Origin of the sequence: Actinokineospora diospyrosa (assembly GCF_024171925.1) — a bacterium.
Lineage (GTDB): Bacteria > Actinomycetota > Actinomycetes > Mycobacteriales > Pseudonocardiaceae > Actinokineospora > Actinokineospora diospyrosa.
In genome coordinates this window covers 251559-274666 of record NZ_JAMTCO010000011.1, presented here as the reverse complement: position 1 = coordinate 274666, position 23108 = coordinate 251559, and the positions used below count along the sequence as shown (strand labels likewise).

The window sequence follows — 23108 nt, the reverse complement described above, 5'->3', positions numbered from 1 at the left end:
TGAGGACATCAGCACTGTTAAGGGGATTCAGCGTGGGAACCATCGGGCTAGCCGTCATCGGCGCGGGTTACTGGGGGCCGAACCTGGTGCGCAACGCGCAGGCCACCCCCGGCTTGCGGCTGCAGTACCTGTGCGACCTGGACGCCGACCGGGCGCGCAAGGTCCTCGGCGAGTACTCCACCGTCGCGGTCTCCGACTCGCTCGACGAGGTCCTCGCCGACCCGGCCGTCGACGCGGTCGCGATCGCCACCCCGGCTGGCACGCACCTGCCGGTCGCGATGAAGGCGCTCGAGGCGGGCAAGCACGTGCTGGTCGAGAAGCCGCTCGCGGCGACCTACGACGAGGGCCGCCTGCTGGTCGAGGCCGCCGACAAGCGCGGGTTGACCCTCATGCTCGACCACACCTACTGCTACACCCCGGTCGTGGAGCACCTGCGCGACCTGGTCCGCGGCGGCGGCATCGGCTCGGTGCAGTACCTGGACTCGGTGCGCATCAACCTGGGCCTGGTGCAGCCGGACGTGGACGTGCTGTGGGACCTCGCCCCGCACGACCTGTCGATCTTCCTGTCGATCCTGCCCGACGGCGTGCAGCCGATCGCGGTCGCCGCGCACGGGTCGGACCCGATCGGCGCTGGCCGGGCCTGCGTCGCGCACCTGACCATCGAGCTCACCGGCGGGGCCATGGCCCACGTGCACGTGAACTGGTTGTCGCCGACCAAGGTCCGCACGATGATCATCGGCGGCTCGAACCGCACCGTGGTCTGGGACGACCTGAACCCGGCGCAGCGGCTGTCGGTCTACGACCGCGGCGTCGACCGCAAGGACGCCACCGAGGTCGGCGCCCAGGCCCGCGCGCAGACGATGGTGTCCTACCGCACCGGCGCCATGGTCGCCCCCGCGCTGCCGGAGAAGGAGGCGCTGCGCGCGGTCATGGCCGAGTTCCGCGACTCGATCAACGACAGCCGCCCGCCGCTGACCGACGGCCGCTCCGGCCTGCGCGTGCTGTCCATCCTGGAGGCCGCGTCCGCGAGCCTCGCCAAGGGCGGGGTCTTCCTGCCCATCCGGTCCACCGAAAACGCCAGCAGCACCGCAGAGGGAGTCAACGCATGAGCGCGCAGCCGATCGAGGGCCAGCGCATCCTGGTCACCGGGGGAGCGGGCACCATCGGATCGTCGGTGGTCGACCAGCTGATCGCCGCCGGTGCCGCCGAGGTGACCGTGCTGGACAACTTCGTGCGCGGCCGCCGGGAGAACCTGGCCGACGCCGCCGCCGCGGCCGGTGACCGGCTCAAGGTGGTCGACGGCGACATCAACGACCGCAAGGTCGTCGGTGAGCTGACCAAGGGCGTCGACCTGGTGTTCCACCTGGCCGCCATCCGCATCACCCAGTGCGCCGAGGAGCCCCGGCTGGCGCTGGAGAGCCTGGTCGACGGCACCTTCACCATCATCGAGGCCGCCGCGGCCGAGGGCGTCAAGAAGGTCATCGCGTCCAGCTCGGCGTCGGTGTACGGGCTCGCCGAGACGTTCCCGACCGACGAGCGGCACCACCCGTACAACAACGACACCTTCTACGGCGCCGCGAAGGCGTTCAACGAGGGCATGCTGCGCAGCTTCAAGGCCATGCAGGGCCTGGACTATGTCGCGCTGCGTTACTTCAACGTATACGGTCCGCGTATGGACGTGCACGGCCTCTACACCGAGGTCCTCATCCGCTGGATGGAGCGCATCGTCGAGGGCAAGCCGCCGCTGATCTTCGGCGACGGCGCGCAGACGATGGACTTCGTGCACGTGCACGACATCGCCAGGGCCAACCTGCTGGCCGCCCGCGCGGACGTCACCGACACGGTGTACAACATCGCGAGCTCGGCGGAGACCAGCCTGCTCGGCCTGGCCGAGGCGCTGCTGGGCGCGATGGACTCCGAGCTCGGCGTCGAGCACGGCCCGGAGCGCAAGGTCAACGGCGTGACCCGCCGCCTCGCCGACATCAGCGCCGCCGAGCGCGAGCTCGGCTGGCGCCCGGAGATCAAGCTGGATGATGGGCTCCGGGGCCTCGTGCAGTGGTGGCGCGCAGAGAAAGACAGCACAGCGAAGGTTGCGGTTGTCGACACTGCCGTGAAGGGCTCCGCCTGATGGCCATCCCGGTGATGAAGCCGCTGCTCGGCGAGGAGGAGGCCCTCGCCGTCGCGGAGACCGTGCGCTCCGGCTGGGTGGCGCAGGGGCCGCGGGTCGCCGCGTTCGAGAAGGCGTTCGCCGAGCGGGTCGGTGCCGCGCACGGCATCGCGGTGTCCAACTGCACGACCGGCCTGCACCTGTGCCTGCACCTGCTCGGTGTCGGCCCCGGTGACGAGGTCGTCGTGCCGTCGCTGTCGTTCATCGCGACCGCCAACGCGGTGCGCTACTGCGGCGCGACGCCGGTGTTCGCCGACATCGACCCGCTGACCGGCAACCTCACGGCGGCGACGGTGGCCGCGGCCATCACCCCGTCGACCAAGGCGATCATGGTCGTGCACCAGGGCGGGGTGCCCGCCGACGTCAAGGGGGTCCGCGCGATCGCCGGTGACGTGCCGGTCGTCGAGGACGCCGCGTGCGCCGCCGGGTCCACTTTGGACGGCGCCCCGGTCGGCACCGGCGCGCTGCTGGCCGCCTGGTCGTTCCACCCGCGCAAGCTGCTCACCACCGGTGAGGGCGGCATGATCACCACCGACGACGCCGAGTGGGCCACCCGGCTGCGCAGGCTGCGCGAGCACGGCATGAGCATGTCGGCCGCCGACCGGCACGCCGCGGGCGGCGCGGTCGTCGAGTCCTACGTGGAGACCGCGTTCAACTACCGGATGACCGACATCCAGGCCGCCATGGGCCTGGTGCAGCTCAAGCGGCTGGACGGCATCGTCGACCAGCGCCGGGCGCTCGCGGCCCGCTACCACGAGCTGCTCACCCCGCTCGGCCTGCGCGCGGTCACCGACCCGGCGAACGCCACGACGAACTACCAGTCGTTCTGGGTCGCGCTGCCCGACGGCGCCCCCGACCTGCTGCAGGTCCTGGGCAAGCTCGCCGAGGCCGGGGTCTCCGCGCGCCGCGGCATCATGGCCGCGCACATGGAGCCCGCCTACGCCGGGCACCCGCACGCGCCGCTGCCCGGCACCGAGGAGCTGGCGACCCGGTCGCTGATCCTGCCGCTGCACCACGAGATCACCGACGCCGACCAGAAGCACATCGTCGGCGCCCTCGCCGACGCCCTGGGGCTGGTGGCGTCATGAGCACCCGTCCGATCGCCGTGGTGATCGTGACTTACAACAGCGCCGAGGTCATCGCGGACTGCCTGCGCGCCCTGCCCGCCGCCCTCGAGGGCGCGGGCGAGTCGCGGGTCGTCGTGGTCGACAACGCCTCCCACGACGGCACCGCCGACGTGGTGGCGCTGACCGACTCCGAGGTCAAGGTGGTGCACCGGACCGGCAACGACGGCTTCGCCGCGGGCGTCAACACCGGCTTCGCGCACGCCGACGGCTGCGACGTGCTGGTCCTCAACGCCGACATCCGGTTGGCCCCCGGCGCGGTCGCGAAGCTGCGCGCGGCCGTCAAGCCGGGCATCGGCGTGGTCGCGCCGAAGCTGACCGAGCCCGACGGCAGCATCCAGCACTCGCTGCGCCGCACCCCGACCGTCCTGCGGACCCTGGGCGAGGCCGTGCTCGGCGGCCGCCGGGCCGGTCGGTTCGGCCCGCTCGGCGAGACCGTCACCACGCCCGCCGCTTACGAGCGCGCGGGCGTCGTCGACTGGGCGACCGGCGCGGCCTGGCTGGTCACCCGCGAGTGCATCGAGTCGGTCGGGCCCATCGAGGAGCGCTACCTGCTCTACTCGGAGGAGACCGAGTTCATGCTCCGGGCGGGCGCCCAGGGCTTCAAGACCTACTACGAGCCCGCCGCGCAGGCCGTGCACCTGGGCGGGGAGTCCGGCACCTCGCCGCGGCTGTGGTCGCTGGTGGCGACGAACAAGGTCCGCCTGCACCGCGAGCGGCACGGCAAGGTCGCCGCCGCGGGCATGTGGGCCGCGACCATGGTCAACAGCCTGCCCCGGGCCGCGCGCGGCTCGGCGACGCACAAGGCCGCGGTCAAGGCCCTGCTGACCCAGCGCACCTGGCCCGCGCCGCTGTCCACCCCCGCCGCACCACCCAAAGACGCCCCGCCGTACGTCTGCTTCTCCGCCCAGGACTGGTGGTACCACAACCAGGCCCACTCGGACTTCCAGCTGATGCGCCGGGTCGCCGAGCACCGCAAGGTCCTGCTGGTCAACAGCATCGGCCTGCGGATGCCGACCCCGGGCAAGAGCACCCAGTTCCTGCGCCGCATCCTGCGCAAGGCGGGCAGCGTCGCCAAGCTGGTGCGCCGCCCGCTGCCGGACGTGCCCGGCTACTACGTGATGACCCCGCTGCCGCTGCCCTTCTACGGCAGCGAGCGGGTGCGCGCGCTGGGCGCCAAGCTGGTCCGCGCCCAGGTGCGGGCCGTGTGCGCGGTGCTGCGGATGCCCAACCCGATCGTCGTCGCGACCATCCCCACCGCGTGGGACGTCGTGCAGGGCATGCCGCACCGCAAGCTCGTCTTCAACCGGTCCGACCGGCACTCGGCGTTCCCCGAGGCCGACCAGACCACCATCGCCGCGCTGGAGGACAAGCTGCTCAGCGGCAGCGACCACGTCCTCTACGTCAGCCGCCAGCTGCAGGAGGAGGAGTCCGCGCTCACCCAGCAGCGGGCGCACTTCCTCGACCACGGCGTCGACCTGCAGCACTTCCGCCGCCGCGCGCAGCTGCCCGCCGACCTGGCAGGCATCCCGGGCCCGCGGATCGGTTTCTTCGGCAGCCTCGACGACTACCTCGTGGACTTCGACCTGCTCGAGCGGGTCGCCCAGGAGTTCCCCGAGGCGTCGCTGGTGCTGATCGGCGACGCGACGCTGTCGATGGAGCGGTTCGCGAAGTACCCGAACGTGCACTGGCTCGACTTCCGCCCGTACGCCGAGATCCCGGCTTACGGCACCGGCTTCGACGTGGCGCTGATGCCGTGGCTGGACAACGACTGGATCAAGCACGCGAACCCGATCAAGATGAAGGAGTACCTGGCGCTGGGCCTCGCCGTGGTCAGCACCGACTTCCCCGAGGTGCACCAGTACCCGGAGCTGATCAGGATCGCCCGGGGCCACGACGCGTTCGTCGCGGCCATCAGGCAGACTCTCGATGACGGCGGCCTGTCCACAGTGGAGGGCCGAAGGGAAGCTGTGCTGCCCGCTTCGTGGGATTCGCGGGCCCGCCAGCTGGTCGACCTCGCCGAAGGGCAGCGATAGCGATGTGCGGAATCGCCGGAGTGCGCAGGCTGGACGGGGCGCCGGTGGATCCGGCCGTGCTGGTCGAGATGGCCAGACGACTGCACCACCGCGGCCCGGACGACGCGGGGACCTGGATCGAGGGGTCCACCGGCTTCGCGCACACCCGGCTTTCCATCATCGACCTGGGCGCCTCGGTCCAGCCGATGGCCACCCCGGACGGGCGCAAGGTGATCGCCTTCAACGGCGAGATCCTCAACTACCGCCAGCTGCGCGACCGGCTGGACTACCCGTTCCGCACCAGCGGCGACACCGAGACCCTGCTGGCGCTCTACGACAAGCACGGCGTCGAGAGCGTCACGCAGCTGCGCGGGCAGTTCGCCTACGCGCTGCACGACGGCGAGACCGGTGAGCTGCACCTGGTGCGCGACCGGTTGGGCATCCTGCCGCTGTACTACTACGTCGACAACGAGATCTTCGCGTTCGCCTCGGAGATCAAGGCGCTGCTGCCCGCGATCGGCGAGCGCCGGGTGGACGTGGCGAGCCTGCACGACTACCTGGCGCACCGCTCGGTACCCGCCCCGTACACCCTGGTCGAGGGCGTCCGGAAGGTCCCGCAGGGCCACCGGCTGACCCTGGGCCGCGACGGGCAGGTCCGGCTGCGCGCGTACTGGCAGATCCCGGCCGACGCCGCGCACCGCGACGTCTCCCCCGAGGAGGCCGTGCGGCTGGTGGCCGACGCGCTCGACGCCTCGATCGCCGACGCGCTGGTGGCCGACGTGCCGGTGGGCGCTTACCTGTCCGGCGGCATCGACTCCAGCCTGATCTCGGCGCTGACCGCCAAGGCCAAGCAGGGCGAGGGCCTGCACACCTTCTCCGCGGGCTTCGGCGACCCCCGGGTCGACGAGCTGAACTGGGCGCGCAAGGTGGCCGACATCGTCGGCAGCGAGCACCACGAGGTGATCGTCACCGCCGAGGACTTCAAGGCGAACTGGCACAAGCTCAGCTGGCACCGCGACGCGCCGCTGTCCGAACCCGCCGACGTCGCGGTGTTCAAGCTGGCCGAGCTGGCCCGCCAGCAGGTGAAGGTCGTGCTGTCCGGCGAGGGCAGCGACGAGCTCTTCGGCGGCTACCCCAAGTACCGCTTCGCCCAGGCCACCCGCTGGGCCGGGCTGATCCCGGCCCCGCTGCGCGGTCGGATCCTGCCCCGGCTGGAGCGGGCGCTGCCCGCGTCCCGCTCGCGGCTCGGCGTCGCCGTGCGGGCGATGGGCGAGGGCAGCTCCGCCGAGCGCATGCGCGGCTGGTTCGCCCCGTTCACCGAGCGCGAGCGCGACGGCCTGCTCGGCGGTCCCGCGGTGCGCAGTGCCATCGCCCCGTACCAGCGGGGCCGCGGCGACGCGCTCAGCCGGATGCTCTACGCCGACTCGCACGCCTGGCTCGCCGACAACCTGCTCGAGCGCGGCGACCGGATGTCCATGGCCGCCTCGCTGGAGCTGCGGCCGCCGTTCCTGGACCACCGGCTGGTCGAGCTGGCCTTCTCGCTGCCCAGCTCGGTCAAGGTCCGCAACGGCGTGACCAAGTGGGTCGTCAAGGAGGTGGCCAGGGCGCACATCCCCAACGACGTCGTCGACCGCGCCAAGTCCGGCTTCAAGGTGCCGCTGGACGCCTGGTTCCGCGACGGCCTGCGCGACATGGCCAACGACCTGCTGACCGGTCCGTCCTCCTTCGTCGCCCAGGTGCTCGACCCGGCCGCGGTGCGCAAGCTGCTCGCCGAGCACCACGCCGGTACCCGCAACGAGCAGCCCCGGCTGTGGACGCTGTTGTCGCTGGAGGTCTGGCACCGCGAGTTCGAGAAGTCGCTGCGGGTGGGCGCATGACCCAGCCGTTGCTGCTCGTCGGCGCCGGTGGGTTGGCCAGGGAGGTCCTGGCCGCCGCACGCGCGCTGCCCGACGAGTTCAAGACCATCGGCATGCTCGACGACGACCCGGATCGGCACGGCTCCGATGTGGACGGTGTGCCGGTGCTCGGGCCGACCGACCTGGTCCACGAGCACACCGACGCGCTGGTGCTGGTCTGCGTCGCGTCGCCGGGTAGGCCCGACGGCCGCGCGAACGTCGTGCGCAGGCTGGACCTGCCCGCGCAGCGCTACGCCACCCTGGTCCACCCGAGCGCCTCGGTCGCCCCAGGCGTCGAACTCGGCGCCGGGACCGTGCTGCTGGCGGGGACCGTGATCACCGCGCCGCAACGGGTCGGCGCGCACGTGCTGGCCATGCCGCAGGTGCTGTTCACCCACGACGACTCGGTCGCCGACTTCGTCACCTGCGCCGGGCGGGCCACGCTCGCGGGCGCGGTGACCGTCGCCGAGTCGGCCTACCTGGGGGCCGGTTCGCTGGTCCGCCAGGGGGTCCGCATCGGTGCCCGGGCCGTGCTCGGCATGGGCGCCGTCGTGTTGTCCGACGTGCCGGACGGCGAGACCTGGGTCGGGGTACCGGCCAGGCCGCTCGGCCCGCGTTGATCCCGCAAGCTCCTAACTCCTGAAGGAGAGCTCACCCATGACCGGCCCAATCCCCCTGGTCGACCTGGCCGCCCAGCACGCCGCGGTGGCGGACGAGGTCGCGGCAGGCTGGGCTGCCGTGCTGGCCAAGACCGCGTTCGTCGGTGGCCCGCAGGTCGCCGCGTTCGAGGCCGAGTACGCCGCGTTCGCCGGGGTCGAGCACTGCGTCGGTCTCGGCAACGGCACCGACGCCCTGGAACTGGCCCTGCGCGCGCTCTCGATCGGCGCGGGCGACGAGTGCATCGTCCCGGCCAACACCTTCATCGCCACCGCCGAGGCCGTCGCCCGCACCGGCGCCACCCCGGTCCTGGTCGACTGCGACCTGGACACCGCGCTGATCGACGTCGACGCCGCCGCGGCCGCGGTGACCACCCGCACCCGCGCGGTCCTGCCGGTCGACCTCTACGGCCAGGTCGCCCCGATCGACAAGCTGCGCTCGGTGCTGCCGACCAACGTCGCCATCGTCGAGGACGCCGCCCAGTCGCAGGGCGCCACCCGCGGCGGCCAGACCGCCGGGTCCTTCGGCGACATCGCCGCCACCAGCTTCTACCCGGGCAAGAACCTCGGCGCGTACGGTGACGCGGGCGCGGTCACCACCTCGCGCGCCGACCTGGCCGAGCGGGTCCGGCTGCTGGGCGCGCACGGCTCGCCGCGCAAGTACGAGCACCCGGTGCTGGGCTTCAACTCCCGGCTCGACACCCTGCAGGCCGTCGTGCTCTCGGCCAAGCTGCGCCGCTTGGCCGACTGGAACGCCGCCCGCCGGGCCGCCGCGGACCGCTACACCGAGTTGCTCGCCGGTGTCGACGCCGTCACCACCCCGGTCGTCGCCGAGGGCAACGTGCCGGTGTGGCACCTGTACGTGATCCGGGTCGCCAACCGCGACGCGGTGCTGGGCAAGCTGCACGCCGAGGGCATCGGCGCGGGCATCCACTACCCCACCCCGGTCCACCTGACCGGCGCGTTCGCCGACCTGGGCCTCGGCGCGGGCGCCTTCCCGAACAGCGAGCTGCTCGGCGGCGAGATCCTGTCCCTGCCGCTGTTCCCGGAGATCACCCGGGCGCAGCAGGAGCGGGTCGTCTCGGTGCTCACCGAAGCCGTGCGGTGACCGGCGTGTTCGTCCACGAGCGTGGACTCTGCGAGAGCACCGAGGTCGGCGACGGCACCCGGGTGTGGGCCTTCGCGCACGTCCTGCCCGGGGCGCGGGTCGGCCGCGACTGCAACATCTGCGACGGCGCGTTCGTCGAGACCGGCGCGGTGCTCGGCGACCGCGTGACGGTCAAGAACGGCACCCTGGTCTTCGGCGGGGTCACCTGCGAGGACGAGGTCTTCCTCGGCCCCAACGTGCTGTTCACCAATGACTTCCGGCCCCGCGCGCACATCAAGAAGGGCCCCGAGGCGCTCATCGACACCCTGGTGCGGCACAACGCGACCCTGGGCGCGGGCACCGTGGTGGTCTGCGGGACCGAGATCGGCGCCTTCGCCTTCGCAGGCGCGGGCGCGGTCGTGACCAAGGACGTCGAGCCGCACGCGTTCGTGGTCGGCAACCCCGCGGTGCGCAAAGGCTGGGTTTGCGAATGCGCAGCCCGGCTCGATGACGATCTGCATTGCACCGAGTGCGGACTCGACTTCGTCACGGCAGGGGAAGGCAAAGGGCTGACCCGAGCCTGAGTTTTCACGTTTCGCCCAATGGCCGCCGAGCAACATCGGCGGCCATTCGGGTTTCTCGGGGTTGTTGCCCAGCGCCCGGCTGTCCGCCGATCAGGTGATTACCGGTCGACCACTGCCGGTTGGTGATCGACCGCACAGCGCGCTCAACCCGGTCAAGCAATCCCCAATGGACACTGGGAGTCCGCTGGGAGTGGGCTGTGTTCACGCATTGCCACAGATCCACTCGGGACGGTGAGTACCCGTCTGCCTGCTGGACATTGCGCATCGTTACACTCGTTGGGGGTAACGGGGCCATCGTATGTAACGATGTGCAGGGAAATAGGAACCGCTCTGCCCGTCAGGCGTCCCCTATTCGGTGCCAACTTCAGATTTTCCCTATCAGCGGTTACTCACCGTGGAGGCTCGGATGGACCGTGCGATGTTCGCCGCACGCGCTCGGGGGCGGACAGGGCGCGGCCTGCGCGCTGTCCTAGCAGGTTTAGTGGTCGTTGTCGGACTCCCCGTGCTCGTCGCGTCACCGGCTGCCGCCGGTCCGTGCGACGCACCGGTCAACCCCATCGTTTGTGAGAACTCAAAGCCAGGCACTCCGCGCGCTGACTGGTTCATCGAGAGCCACTACGGCGACATCGAGGGCTACGCCACCGCGGCGAGCATCCAGCCCGGCGAGCGCCTCGACTTCAAGATCAAGACGCCCAGCACCGACTACCAGGTCGACATCGTGCGGCTGGGCTACTACGGCGGTACCGGTGGTCGCCTCCAGCAGACGCTGACCCCGACCGCGCACCTCCCGCAGACGCAGCCCGCCTGCCTCTACCAGACGACGACCGGCATGGTCGACTGCGGCAACTGGGCGGTTTCGACCTCCTGGTACGTGCCGACGACCGCGGTGCCCGGCTTCTACGTCGCCAACTTCATCCGCAACGACGGCGCGGGCGCGGGCCAGTACCCGTTCGTCGTGCGAAATGACTCCTCGACCTCCGACATCGTCGTGCAGACCTCCGACCAGACGTGGCAGGCCTACAACAAGTACGGCGACAAGGAAGGCGTCAACGAGTACAACCTGTACGAGGGCGGCTTCTCCGGTTCGCCGGACGGTCGTGCGTTCAAGGTGAGCTACAACCGCCCTTACCGCAACGCGGGCACCTCGAACTACCTCAACGCCGAGTACCCGATGATCAGGTTCCTCGAGCGCAACGGTTATGACGTCAGCTACCTCACCGGCGTCGACATCACGCGCAACCCGAACCTGCTCAAGAACCACAAGGTCTACATCTCCTCGGGCCACGACGAGTACGTCAACGCGACCCAGCGCGCGGGCATCGAGGCGGCCAAGGCCGCAGGCGTGAACCTGTTCTTCTCGACCGGTAACACCATGTTCTGGAAGACCCGGTTCGAGAACTCGATCGACTCGTCGAACACCGCGCTGCGCACGATGGTCTGCTACAAGGAGACCAAGGCACCCGGTGGCGCGAAGATCGACCCGAGCCCGCAGTGGACCGGCACCTGGCGCGACCCGCGCCAGTCCCCGCCCTCGGACGCCGGTCGCCCGGAGAACGAGCTCATCGGCACCCTGTTCAACGTCAACGGCTACCGCGCCGACTCGATCGAGGTCCCGGCCTCCTACGGCCGCAACCGGTTCTGGCGCGGCACCCCGATCGCCTCGGCGACGACGACCACCGTGCTGCCGCAGGGCACCCTCGGCTACGAGTGGGACGGCGACCCGGACAACGGCTACCGGCCCGCCGGCCTGGTCCCGCTGTCGGACACCACGGTCACCGTCGACAACGGCCAGTTGCTGCTCGACTACGGCCACATCTACGGCGGCGGCCCCGCCAACCACAAGATGACCCTCTACCGGGACCAGGTCAGCAAGGCCCTCGTGTTCTCCGCCGCCACCGTGCAGTGGTCGTGGGGCCTCGACGCCGACCACACCTTCCCGGCTGGCGCCCCGGCGACCGCGCCGACCAGCGTGGCCATGCAGCAGGCCACGGTGAACCTGCTCGCCGACATGAACGCCCAGCCCAAGACGCTGATGGCGGGTCTGCAGCTGGCGACCAAGTCGACCGACACCGTCGGCCCGACCGTCACCATCGGCTCGCTGACCGAGGGCTCCACCGTCCCGGCAGGCACGCCGCGCACCATCACCGGCACCGCGGTCGACGCGGGCGGCGGCAAGGTGGGCGTGGTCGAGGTCTCCGTCGACGGCGGCGCGACCTACCACCGGGCCACCGGCCTGGACACCTGGTCCTACGCCTGGACCCCGAGCACGCTCGGCGCGGCGGTCATCAAGGTCCGCGCCTCCGACGACGGCGCCACCCTGGGTGCCACCGTCACCAGGAACGTGACCGTGGGTTCGCAGCAGTGCCCGTGCACCATCTTCGGCACCCAGACCCCGAGCACCGTCGACGGCGGCGACGCCGCGGCCATCGAGGTCGGCACCAAGTTCACGACCTCGGTCAACGCCACGGTCACCGGTGTCCGCTTCTACAAGGCGACCACCAACACCGGCAGCCACACCGGCTCCCTGTGGACCTCGGCCGGTCAGCAGCTGGCGACCGGGACCTTCTCCGGTGAGTCCGCCTCCGGTTGGCAGACGCTGACCTTCAGCAACCCGCAGCAGATCCGCGCCGGGCAGACCTACGTCGTGTCCTACAGCGCGCCCAACGGCCACTACTCGGTCGACCCCGGGTTCTTCAACACCAAGGGTGCGGGCATCGTCCCGCTGACGGCGCCCGCCACCGGCAACACCCCCGGCGGCAACGGCGTGTTCAAGTACGGCACGGGCTTCCCGAACAGCTCGTACAACGGCGGCAACTACTGGGTCGACGTGGTCATCACGACCGACGGCGCGGACAACACCGCCCCGGTGGTCAGCTCGACCTCGCCGACCGCGGGTGCCACCGGCGCCTACCGCGACGGCAGCGTCTCGGCGACCTTCAACGAGGCCGTCGACCCGAGCAGCGTGCAGTTCACCGTCCAGGCCAACGGCAGCCCGGTCCCGGGCACCGTCAGCGTGGACGACAAGAAGGTCACCTTCAGCCCGACCGACCTGCTGCCCGCCAGCACGGTGCACAACGTGACGCTCAACGCGACCGACGGCTACGGCAACGCACTCGCCTCGCCCAAGACGTGGAGCTTCACCACCGGCACCACGCTGCAGCCGTGCCCGTGCAACCTGTTCGGTTCGCGGACCCCGGCCACGGCCGACGCTGGCGACGCCAGCGACGTCGAGCTGGGCGTGAAGTTCACCGTGGGTGCCAGCGCCAAGGTCACCGGCGTCCGGTTCTACAAGAACTTCAACAACACCGGCACGCACACCGGTTCGGTCTGGACCACCAGCGGCCAGCGCCTGGCCACCGGCACGTTCAGCAACGAGACCGCGACCGGCTGGCAGACGCTGACCTTCGCCGAGCCCGTGCAGATCCAGGCCGGGCAGACCTACATCGCCTCGTACCGGGCGCCCAGCGGGCACTACTCGGTCGACCACGGCTACTTCGCCGCCCAGGGCGCCGGACGCGGTGTGCTCACCGCCCCCAGCTCCCCGGCCGCGAACGGCAACGGCGTGTACGTCTACGGCGGTGGCTTCCCGAACAGCACCTACAACGCCAACAACTACTGGGTCGACCCGGTCGTGGACACCTTCGGCGCGGACAACACCGCACCGTCGGTGAGCTCCTCGACCCCGGCCGCCAACGCCACCGGTGTCTCCACCGGCACCGGCGTCACGGCGAACTTCTCGGAGCCGATCAACCCGGCCACCCTGCAGTTCTCGGTGACCCGCAACGGCACGCCGGTCCCGGGTGCCTCGCAGATCGCCGCGGACAACCGCAGCGTGACCTTCGCCAGCACCAACGTGCTGACCGGGAACACGCAGTACGCGGTCAGCGTCCAGGCGGCCGACGCCTGGGGCAACCAGATGGCGGCCCCGTACACCTGGTCGTTCACCACCGGAGCGGCGGGCCAGTGCCCGTGCAGCCTGTTCCGGCCGACCGACGCCCCCGCCAACAGCGCCGTGGACTCCACCGTGGAGCTGGGGATGCGGATCACCCCGAGCCAGGACGGCTACATCCGCGGTGTCCGGTTCTACAAGCCCGCGGGTGACCCGGGTACGCACACCGGAACGCTGTGGACGAACGCGGGCGCGCAGTTGGCCACCGGCACCTTCGTCGGTGAGACCAGCAGCGGGTGGCAGACGCTCCTGTTCAGCACGCCGGTCCAGGTGAGCGCGGGTACCACGTACGTGGTCTCCTACTGGGGCTCGGCCGGGCATTACGGCTACACCACGCAGTACTTCACCACCGACCGGACGAACGGCCCGCTCACCGCGGCCGCGAGCTCGGAGGCGGCGCCCAACGGCGTCTACCGTTACGGCAGTGGAGGCCTGTTCCCCAACGGTTCCGGTAACGGAACCAACTACTGGGTCGACGCAGTGTTCGCGACTACTCCGTCCTAGTACCAGGGGGTTATACCGGTGGCCAGCGTTGATGTGGTGATCCCGTGCTACAAGTACGGGAAGGTCCTGCCAACCGCCGTGCGCAGTGTTCTCGACCAGCCGGGCGTCGACGTCCGGGTGCTCGTGATCGACGACTGCTCCGGTGACGGCAGTGCCGACGTGGCCCGCGAACTGTCCTCAGCGGACAGTCGGGTGACCGTTCTGGAGCACGAGCAGAACAAGGGCCACATCGCCACTTACAACGAGGGCCTGATGGATTGGGCGAGCGCGGACTATTGCGCTCTCCTGTCCGCAGACGACGCGTTGACCCCGGGTGCGCTCCAGCGGGCTACCCGCCTGCTGGACGCGCACCCGGAGGTCGGCTTCGTCTACGGCCGCCCCCTGCACTGGGACGGCAGCACACCGCTGCCGCCCGCCCGCACGGAAGACCAGGGCTGGACCGTCTACAACGGACTTTCCTGGTTGCGCCGCAGGTTCGCCCTCGGCGAGGGGTGCATCACCTCGCCGGAGGTCGTCGTCCGGACCTCGCTGCAGCGCAGGCTGGGCGCGTACAACCCGGAGCTGCGCCACACCGGCGACATCGAGATGTGGATGCGCTTCGCCCTGCACGCGGACGTGGGGTACCTGAAGGGCGTGGACCAGGCCTACTACCGGGTCCACGGCCAGAACATGTCAGCCGCGTACTACGCCTCGGTCGTCAACGACCTCCGCCAGCGGCTGGCCGCCTACACCGCGATCACGGACCGGACCGACAACCAGCTGCCCGACCGCCTGGAGATGGACCGCCAGGTCCGCCGGGTGCTGGCCCGCGACGCCCTGCGCCGAGCGGGCCGGGCGTTCGACAAGGGCCGCAGCGAGATCGACCCGGTCGACGAGCTCGTCGACTTCGCCCGGGAGGCCTTCGGTGACATCGAGGGCCTGCCGGAGTGGCACACGCTCCAGCTGCGCAAGCGCCTCGGCGCCCGCCGCTCCCGGGCGTTGTCCCCGCTGGTGCTGACGGCCCCCGCTCGGCGGATCCGCCAGCACGCCCGCGTGCTGAAGTGGCAGCGCGAGGGAATCTGATCTTCGTCTAGACCAGCAGGGCGGCCCTCCGGGACCGCCCTGCTGCCATTTCGCCCGCCCCCGCCTGCCGCGCTCCGGTCCCCGGGTCTTCAGCCCTGGGTCTTCAGTGTTGGGTTCCAGTCCCCATGGGACGGTTGTCCACAGCCCACCCGCCGCAGGCCCCCGATGTGTCGTCCCCCCGCCGGTAGGCTGGATTCGGGGGCGACTCAGCGCGGTTTGATCTTGGCTACCCGCCCGGCCCGGTCCCCCGGCCGTCCTCGCCGCGGCACTCCTCGTCCCATCCCGCCACCCCCGGGACGGTTGCCCACAGCCCGTCCCCACCACTGCGGGACAGCTGTCCACACCCCGCCCTGGCGCCCCGGCCTGGCGGAGCAGGGCCGACGACGCGTGCAACCATCCCGGTGGGTCCGGGCGTGAGTACTCCGTAGCTACAGCTGGCCAGGGGGTTCGATGAGCGATCGGGATCGCGACTTCGCGGAGTACTTCGGGGCGAGGTCGAGCGGCATGCGCGGCACGGCGTACCTGCTGTGCGGCGACTGGCACCGGGCGGAGGACCTGGTGCAGACGGCGTTCGTCAAGCTCTACCGGGTCTGGGACAAGCTCGTCGAGCGGGACAAGCTCGACGGCTACACCAGGCAGATCCTGGTCAGGACGTTTCTCGACGAGACCCGGCGCGGGTTCTTCAAACGGGAGACGGTGACGGAGGACACCGGCGACCACGCCTGCCCGCACAACGGGAGCGTGGAAGACCGGCTCGTCCTGTTGCGGGCACTGACCAGAGTGCCCGCCCGCCAGCGTGCCGCACTGGTCCTGCGGTACTGGGAAGACCTTTCGCTGGAAGAGACCGCGCGGGTCATGGGCTGCTCCGAGGGCACGGTCAAGAGCCAAGCCGCCAGGGGCCTCGACAACCTGCGCGGCCTCGTCCCCACCTTGACCCGCTGAAGAAGGACCACATGGACGAGCACTCCTTGCGCACCGCGCTCAACGACGTCATGACCGCGACCCCCACCCCGCCCGCGATGGACGGGGACCGGGTCCTGGCGACCGCGCGCCAGGCCAGGCGGGCGCACCGGGCGCGGCTGGCCGGTGCCGGGTCGGCCGTCGCCGTGGTCATCGTCGCGGCGGGGGCGTTCACCCTCCCCGTGTTCGGCGGCGGCGTGGACGACTCGATCGCCGTCGGTTCCGCGTCGACCAGCACCTCCAGCGCCTCCAGCACGGTCACGATCACCCCGACCGCGCCGAGCGACACCAAACCCGTCCTCCCCCCTGGCCAGACCGACCGCACCCAGACCAGCGGGCCCGAGGCCGACCGCAGCCAGAGCCTGCTCAAGCAGCTGCTCACCGTGGCCCCCGCTGGCTACGTCATGCCGGAGAAGGTCGCCAACCCCGAGAACGTCCCCGCGCAGGACCACCAAGCCCAGGTGACCGACGACGAGGGCAAGGTGTGGGAGTACGCGGCCTACGCCGCGATCGGGAAGGACGACCGCTGGGGTCGGCTGACCGTGCGGTCCGTCCACTTCGAACAGGGCGCTCGTGGCTGCGACATCCCCTGGGAGGGCCTGGCCGCGTCCTGCGCGACCATCGAGGTCGGCGGCAAGTTCATCCCCGTCTACACCGCGGTGAGCAGCCCGGACCAGTGGGCGGTCTACATGCACCCCGATGGCATCGTCGTGACCGTCCTGCAGCAGCGCGACCACTTCAGTTCGCTCAACGGCTTGACCGCCTTCCCGCTGACCCCCGAGAAGCTGGCCGAGCTGGCGGCGGACCCCAGGTTCACCCTCCGCTGACAGCGGCTCTGCTGTCTACCTTTCCCCAAGACCACCCGTTCGCCCCACCGACCCCGCGTTCCCCAGGCGCGGGGTCGGTGGCTGTCCTGGCGCGGGTGTCGTGGTGTTGTCGCACAGGTGAACGGGTCGCGAAGCGCCCGTGCCGCTCGGCGGAGCGTGCCATAGTGCCGGAGCGTGACCCTGTCGCTGCGGTCTTGTCTGGGGTGAAGCTTGGACGCCATCGAGTTCAGGTTCGAAGCGGGCGATGAGAACAGCTCGCGGGATCTACGCACGTTGGCCCTCCACCTCACCGGTGACCACCAGCTCCGCGAGCACACCAGGGTGCTCGTGCAGAGCGAACCGGTGCGACCGGGTGAGATGGGCGCGGCGGAGGTCGTGCTGGCCGCGGTGTCCGCCGCGGTGGGGGTGAGCCAGCTGGCCGTCGCCGTCCGCGCCTGGCGCGACGACCTCAACCGGTCGACGAACGTCCGGCTCGTTGTGCCGGAAGAACACCGCGAGCGGGCCCGGGCGGTCTTCGAGGCGTTGAGCGGATCCCCGAAGGAGCGGATCACCAAGCGGAACGGCCGGATCGACCCGGCGAGCTCCGCGTGCGTGCTCATCGGCGTCGACAGCTACCTCGACGGGGACCTGCCTTCGCTGCGCGCGGTGTACAACAACATCGAGCAGCTGCACGAGGTCCTGACCGACGAGGACGTCTGGGGCATCGGACCCGGCCGCATCCGCAAGGTGCACAACCCGCGTTCGGCCGCGGAGCTCATCCGGCCGATCCGGGAGATGTCGGAGCTGGCCACCGACACGCTGGTCGTCTACTACGCGGGCCACGGCCTGAAGGACCTCGAAGAGAACGAGCTGTACCTGGCCCTGCCCGGCTCGGTGCCGGGTCAGCCGGAAACATCGGTCCGCTACAAGGCGCTCAAGCAAGCGATTGCGCAGAGCCGCCACGCGCAGCGCGTGATCGTCGTCCTCGACTGCTGCTACAGCGGTGTCGCGATGGACGGCGCGATGGCACAAGCGGTCGAGGACATCCGGGCCGACGCGGGTGTCGATGATGTCCGCGGCTCGTACCTGATGTGCTCGGCGGCGCCCAACCGCAAGGCACTCGCGCCCAATCCGGACAAGTGCACGGTGTTCACCGGGGAGCTCGTCGACGTCCTGCGCGGGGGCATCCCCGACACGCCCGACCCGACGCTCAGCCTCGGCGTGGTCTTCCGGGAGGTCCGGCACCGGTTGCGCCGGGACCGGCGCCCGGAACCGCAGGAACAGGACCAGAACCAGGTCGGTGAACTGTCCTTTGTGCACAACTTCGCGCAGAAGCCCGCGCCCGCCGAGGTCGCGGTGGTCACGGCACCCCGGCGGAAGGGCAGGCGCGCACTGGCCACCACCGCGGTGGCCCTGATCGCGTTCGGCGCCGGGTTCGCCGTGCGGCCCACCATCGACTGGGTGCGCGAGCTGGACCCGGTGCCCCCGGGTGGCCCGTGCTCGGCGAATGCCACCCTGCTCAGCTACTCCGACCAGCTCAACGGCTTGGCCGTCGCCAACGAGGTGGTGACCGGGTTGTCGGCGCTCGCACTGGAACCCGGTGGGGCGAAGCTGTACGCGCTCGCGGACAACGCTCCCGGCCGGGTTTTCCCGCTGACCGTCGGTGACCCGAACCGGCTCGACATCACCGCCGAGCGCGCCATCACCTTGAAGAGCGCCGCGGACGTGGTGCTCACCGGCGAGATCGACAGTGAAGGACTGGTGTTCGAACCGGGCGGGCGGACGATGCTGATCAGCACCGAACGACCCACGGCGATCCGCCGCTTCGGCATCGACGGGGTCGAGGTCGGGCCGAACGTCGAGATCCCGAAGAGCATGCGGGAACCGTCCGTCGACCCGAAGTTCCCGGATGACCCGGCCAACCCCGCTCGCGCCCAGTCCGGTCGCACCATCGAGTCGCTCGCGATGACCCCCTACGGCGACTACCTCTACGCCGGGTGGGAGGCGCCGCTGAGCATCGACGGTGACGTGCAGGGCCGCAACCGGGTGCGGATCCAGCGCTACCACCTCAAGTCGGAGGGCGCCTATGAGCCCGATCGCCAGTACGCCTACGAGACCGACTCGGGTCTTTACCTGGTCGACTTCGCCGTCGTCGGTCCGGACCGGCTGCTCGCCCTCGAACGGCAGTACGTCGAGGGCTTCGGCAACACCATCCGCGTGTACGACGTGCGGCTCGACACCACCAAGAACGTCACCACCGAGACCACGCTGTCCGACGACTCGGCGGACACCTTCGTGCGGCGCACGCTGCTGTTCAACCTGGCCAACTGCCCAGCGGGCAGCCCGGGACAGGTCGTCGCCAACCAGAAGCAGCCGAACCCGTTGCTGGACAACGTCGAGGGCATGGCGGTCGGCCCCGAGACCCCGGACGGCCGCCTGCTGTACCTGGTCTCGGACAACAACGCCAACCCCAAGCAGACGACCAGGATGTACGCGTTCCGGATCAAACTCCCCGCCTAGGCGGGGGTTTCCGGTGTCCAGGCGGTGTAGTAGCTGTCCTCGTTCACCAGGTACCGCACCGTCGGCTCCGGGACGTGCTGCACGACCCGCGTGCGCGACATCCGGTGCACGAACTCCCAGTCCTCCTTGGGAAGCGTCGCCTTCACCCGCGGGATCCGGCTGAACAGCACGTCATCGGCGCGCCGCAGCACGATCGAGTTCGAGTCCACGTACGGCGAGTCGTCGACCATCGTGCGCCGGTCGAACTCCTCGGACAGCACGTCGAGCACGGTCCCGTCCGCCCGCCGCCGCTCCACCGCCGAGTACACCAGGTCCGCCCCGCGCCCCAGCGCGGCGAGCGTCTTCTCCAGGTGGTCCTCGCGCCAGGTGTTGTCGTCGTCCAGGAACGCCAGGTACTTCGACGACGTGAGCCGGATGCCGACGTTGCGCACCAGGCCGAGCACCGCCGAGTTCCGCGACAGCGACACCGCGACCAGGCGCGGGTCCGACGGCAGCGCGGGCAGCCCGGCGCCGTCGTCGACGACGATCACGACCTGGTCGGTGACCGTCTGCGCCAGAGCCGACTCGACCGCGAGCGGCAGCAGCTTGGGCCGCTTGTAGGTCGGCATCACCGTCGCCACCAGGGTTTCCGGCCGCGAGCCGACGACCGACCGCAGTCGGGCGACGTTCTCATCCTCGAACCGGCGCAGCGCGGGCACCCTGCGCCCCAACTGCGCCTTGGTCTTGGCCTCGTGCATCGGCCACAGCCCGAACGTGTCGCGCAGGGCGCGGCGGACCGTGGCGGAGACGCCGTTGCGGTCCTTGAGGGGGGCGGTCACGCCGCCACCCCCGAACGGCCGGGGAGCAGGTTGCGCATCGGGTACACCACCGGGAAGTAGACGAGTGCGGCCACGAGACCGCCGATCAACAACTGGGCCACCGAGTTGGCGAAGACCTCCCGCACCAGCACCGCCGAGCCGACCACCAGCACGCCGCCGATCAACGGCCGCGTGCAGGCCCGCACCGACGGGGTGATCCGGATCCCGCGCCGCGCCACCATCATGGCGAACGCGGGCAGCACGATCAGCACCGCCACCGCGGCTTGGGCGATCGCCGCGCCGCGGATGCCGTCGAGGTAGGTGCCGAGGAACAGCGCCGGGATGACCGTGCCGAGCCACAGGCCCTGCAGCCCGATCAGCACCCGGTTGCCGTCCAGCGCCACCATCAGGTCGTAGCCGATGAACAGCAGGATCCGCGCCAACCCCAGGATCGCCAGGAACTGCAGCGCGACCGCGCCGGGCACCCACTTCGACCCGTAGATCACGTTCAGCATCGGCGCCGCGTAGCAGGCCAGCAGCGCGCACACCGGCATCGCGGCGGCCATCATCAGCCCGACCCCGCGCGCCAGCGCCTGCTCCAACTGCTTCTTGTCGTCGGCCATCCGGGAGAACCCGGCCAGCGACACCCGCCGCGCCGCCTCGGAGAAGATCTGCAGCGGCAGGCTCGACTGGTTGAACACCATCAGGTACAGCCCGAGCGCGGCCGCGTCCATGATCCCGCCGACCACCAGCTTGTCGACCTGGGTCACCGACAGCGTCAGCAGGCTCGCCGCGGCCAGCGGCAGCCCGAACGCGATCAGGTCCTTGGCCACCAGCGGGTTCCAGCCCGGCCGCACCCGCACCGGGCACAGCACCAGGTAGCAGGTCATCGACACCAGCGCGCCTGCCACCTGCCCGATCGAGAAGCTCATCGGACCGGCGCCGGACGCGCCGAGGGTGATGGTCAGCGTGGTGACCACGACGAACGACGCCGCGTCGCAGAAGAACCGGGTGCGCTGCAGGAACTCGCGGTTGAGGATGGTCGCGGGCACGATCGCGATGCCGTCGATCACCACCGCCAGGCACAGCACGGTGACCACCGGCACCGCCTCCGGGTTGCCCATCAGCCCGCAGTACCAGGGCGCGAGCAGGACCAGCAGCCCGTAGATCAGCAGCGAGTTGAGCACGGCGATGGTCATCGCGGTCGGCGCGAACTCGCGCACGTCGCGCTCCCAGCGCACCACGGCCAGGCTGACGCCGAGCTCGTTGAACGCCTGCAACACCGTCAGCGCGGTCACCGCGATCGCGAACACGCCGTAGTCGGCGGTGGTCAGCAACCGGGCCATGACGATGCCCGCCATGAAGATGCCCAGCCGCAGCACGACGGTGTTGAGCAGGCTCCACACCAGGCCCCTGCCGACCTTGCGGCCGACGCTCGGCTCCTCCATCGCGGGTTCGCTGTTGAGCGGGGGCGCGGCGGGCCCCAACTCGGTGGCCACCGCCCGTGCCGCGGGTGGGGGCTCGTCTGCGCTCACGCGGACACCTCAGGTCTCTTGTCAGGTCGTCGGGTGCGTTGGCGGTCCGGTTTCGATCTAGGGCCGTCCCGGTGTTGTCTTCGCTGCGAACGCCCCGGGCGTTGCGCCGGTGTGGGCAACAACGGCGGAATCCCACCCGGCTGCTCCTGCACCGTCCGCCACAGCGCCCCGGCGACCCCGATCAGCAGGAAGGTGTACCCGGTGGCGACCGCGAACCCGATCAGGTCGAAGGTCGCCGAGGAGATGCCGGGCACCGCGATGCAGGCGGCGAGCGTGACGCCGAGGTCCTTGATCCGCGGGTCCTTGCTGGCCAGCCGGGCGCGGAAGGCGCAGTACATCCCGGCCAGGTAGAGGAAGATCAGCAGGGTCAGGCCGATGACGCCGTTCTGCACCAGCGTGCCCAGGTACTGGTTGTCCAGCCAGCCGTACTTCTCCGGCAGGTACGTGCCGAGACCACGGCCGAGCCACAGGTGCTCGGGGATCTCCTTGCCCGCCCGCTCGACCGCGCGGCGGCGGCTCTCGGCGCTGGGGTCGACGCTGATGCTGGTGAACAGGCTGAGCAGGGTGCCGACCAGGCCGGGGACCATCAGCCGCATGGCCACCAGGAAGCCGAGCATGCCCCACAGGGCCTTGACCCGGCGCTTGGGCGCCATGGCCGGGATGATGAAGATCGCCGCGATGGCCAGGCCGAGGATCGCCGAGCGCGAGAGCGACTGCATGGAGGCGACCGCGAGGATCGCCAGGCAGAGCCACCACCGCTTCGTCTGACCGCCGTGGTCCACGCCGCGCAGCGCGTAGTGCAGGGCCAGCGGCACGGTCATCGCGCAGACCACGCCGAACTCGATGGGGTGGCCGGAGGTGCCCGCGGGCCTGCGGAAGTTCGACCGCTCCAGCACGTGCGAGAGCTCGCCGTTGGCGCGCAGGCCGGGCAGCATCAGGTACTGGGTGAGGTCGAGCGCGAACATGAACTGCAGCACGCCTACGAACGCCATGAAGGTCGCGCCGACGATCATCGTCTTGAGCAGCCGGTCGATCCTGGCCATCCCGCGCACGCCGTCAGTCACCGCGATACCGACAGCGACAACGGCCATCACGGTGATGAGAGTGCGATCGGCCGCGGCAAGCTCATCACCGGGCAGGTAGCCGTAAGTGGCGTAGCCGTAGGTGGCCAGCTGCGAGCAGGTGAAGATGAAGAGGGCGGTCCGCGCCGCGTTGCGGCCCTTAGCCACCCCGAGCGTGCTGACCATCTGCGCCAAGAACCACACAACGCCCATGACCAGGCCGATCGCCACCCCGGGGGTCAGCGACATCGGTAGGCCCTTGATGACCAGCGCCGCCGGGATGACGGTCATGGCCAGCGCGTAGACGCAAGCGAGCGTGGCGCCGTCGAACCTGGTCTTGCCGCCAAGCCCGGTTTGGTCAGGCAGCAGCTGTGGGGCCGCCACGG

At 70.6% G+C, this 23108-nt stretch carries 16 protein-coding genes; 13 read left to right on the top strand and 3 right to left on the bottom strand.

Annotated features, from left to right (window positions below; translation table 11 throughout):
* The first annotated feature begins 32 nt into the window (after positions 1-32).
* The 13 genes from LV75_RS23615 (at position 33) to LV75_RS23555 (ending at position 19329) form a co-directional block, all read left to right on the top strand.
* A complete protein-coding gene (locus tag LV75_RS23615) occupies positions 33-1109 on the top strand; it encodes a Gfo/Idh/MocA family protein (RefSeq protein WP_253889165.1) in 1077 nt (358 codons plus the stop codon).
* The gene (locus tag LV75_RS23610) at positions 1106-2128 is read left to right on the top strand and encodes an NAD-dependent epimerase/dehydratase family protein (protein WP_253889164.1); all 1023 of its coding nucleotides are present in this window, start codon (positions 1106-1108) and stop codon (positions 2126-2128) included. Before LV75_RS23615 ends, LV75_RS23610 begins: the two co-directional genes overlap by 4 nt.
* Entirely contained in the window at positions 2128-3255 is a 1128-nt protein-coding gene (locus LV75_RS23605; RefSeq protein ID WP_253889163.1) for a DegT/DnrJ/EryC1/StrS family aminotransferase, read from the top strand. The genes LV75_RS23610 and LV75_RS23605 overlap by 1 nt, the downstream gene beginning before the upstream one ends.
* Positions 3252-5327 carry a glycosyltransferase gene (locus tag LV75_RS23600; RefSeq protein WP_253889162.1) on the top strand — a complete coding sequence of 692 codons (2076 nt, stop codon included), beginning with the start codon at positions 3252-3254 and terminating at the stop codon, positions 5325-5327. The genes LV75_RS23605 and LV75_RS23600 overlap by 4 nt, the downstream gene beginning before the upstream one ends.
* Positions 5328-5329: 2 nt before the next feature.
* On the top strand, positions 5330-7183 hold the full coding sequence (gene asnB, locus LV75_RS23595) for an asparagine synthase (glutamine-hydrolyzing) (protein WP_253889161.1): 1854 nt from the start codon (positions 5330-5332) through the stop codon (positions 7181-7183).
* The gene (locus LV75_RS23590; RefSeq protein WP_253889160.1) at positions 7180-7821 is read left to right on the top strand and encodes an acetyltransferase; all 642 of its coding nucleotides are present in this window, start codon (positions 7180-7182) and stop codon (positions 7819-7821) included. Before asnB ends, LV75_RS23590 begins: the two co-directional genes overlap by 4 nt.
* 37 nt (positions 7822-7858) lie before the next feature.
* Positions 7859-8965 (top strand): DegT/DnrJ/EryC1/StrS family aminotransferase, encoded by a 1107-nt coding sequence (locus LV75_RS23585; protein ID WP_253889159.1) that lies wholly within the window; start codon positions 7859-7861, stop codon positions 8963-8965.
* A gap of 5 nt (positions 8966-8970) precedes the next feature.
* On the top strand, positions 8971-9528 hold the full coding sequence (locus LV75_RS23580) for an acyltransferase (RefSeq protein ID WP_253889158.1): 558 nt from the start codon (positions 8971-8973) through the stop codon (positions 9526-9528).
* Positions 9529-10009: 481 nt separating this feature from the next.
* Positions 10010-13981 carry a DUF4082 domain-containing protein gene (locus LV75_RS35615; protein WP_253889157.1) on the top strand — a complete coding sequence of 1324 codons (3972 nt, stop codon included), beginning with the start codon at positions 10010-10012 and terminating at the stop codon, positions 13979-13981.
* Between the two features lie 18 nt (positions 13982-13999).
* Entirely contained in the window at positions 14000-15043 is a 1044-nt protein-coding gene (locus LV75_RS23570) for a glycosyltransferase family 2 protein (protein ID WP_253889156.1), read from the top strand.
* Between the two features lie 450 nt (positions 15044-15493).
* Positions 15494-15985 (top strand): SigE family RNA polymerase sigma factor, encoded by a 492-nt coding sequence (locus LV75_RS23565; RefSeq protein ID WP_253889155.1) that lies wholly within the window; start codon positions 15494-15496, stop codon positions 15983-15985.
* An 11-nt stretch (positions 15986-15996) separates the two neighbouring features.
* On the top strand, positions 15997-16830 hold the full coding sequence (locus LV75_RS23560; protein ID WP_253889154.1) for a hypothetical protein: 834 nt from the start codon (positions 15997-15999) through the stop codon (positions 16828-16830).
* A gap of 210 nt (positions 16831-17040) precedes the next feature.
* Positions 17041-19329, top strand: coding sequence for an effector-associated constant component EACC1 (locus tag LV75_RS23555; RefSeq protein WP_253889153.1), 2289 nt, complete (start codon positions 17041-17043; stop codon positions 19327-19329).
* Here the strand turns inward: LV75_RS23555 and LV75_RS23550 are convergent.
* From LV75_RS23550 to LV75_RS23540, 3 genes are read right to left on the bottom strand one after another with little or no spacing between them, the layout of a single operon-like run.
* On the bottom strand, positions 19326-20147 hold the full coding sequence (locus LV75_RS23550; protein WP_253889152.1) for a glycosyltransferase family 2 protein: 822 nt from the start codon (positions 20145-20147) through the stop codon (positions 19326-19328). The two genes, LV75_RS23555 and LV75_RS23550, sit on opposite strands and share 4 nt — an antisense overlap.
* On the bottom strand, positions 20144-21661 hold the full coding sequence (locus tag LV75_RS23545; RefSeq protein ID WP_253889151.1) for an oligosaccharide flippase family protein: 1518 nt from the start codon (positions 21659-21661) through the stop codon (positions 20144-20146). The genes LV75_RS23550 and LV75_RS23545 overlap by 4 nt, the downstream gene beginning before the upstream one ends.
* Positions 21658-23106 carry an O-antigen ligase family protein gene (locus tag LV75_RS23540; RefSeq protein ID WP_253889150.1) on the bottom strand — a complete coding sequence of 483 codons (1449 nt, stop codon included), beginning with the start codon at positions 23104-23106 and terminating at the stop codon, positions 21658-21660. Before LV75_RS23540 ends, LV75_RS23545 begins: the two co-directional genes overlap by 4 nt.
* Positions 23107-23108: the final 2 nt, after the last annotated feature.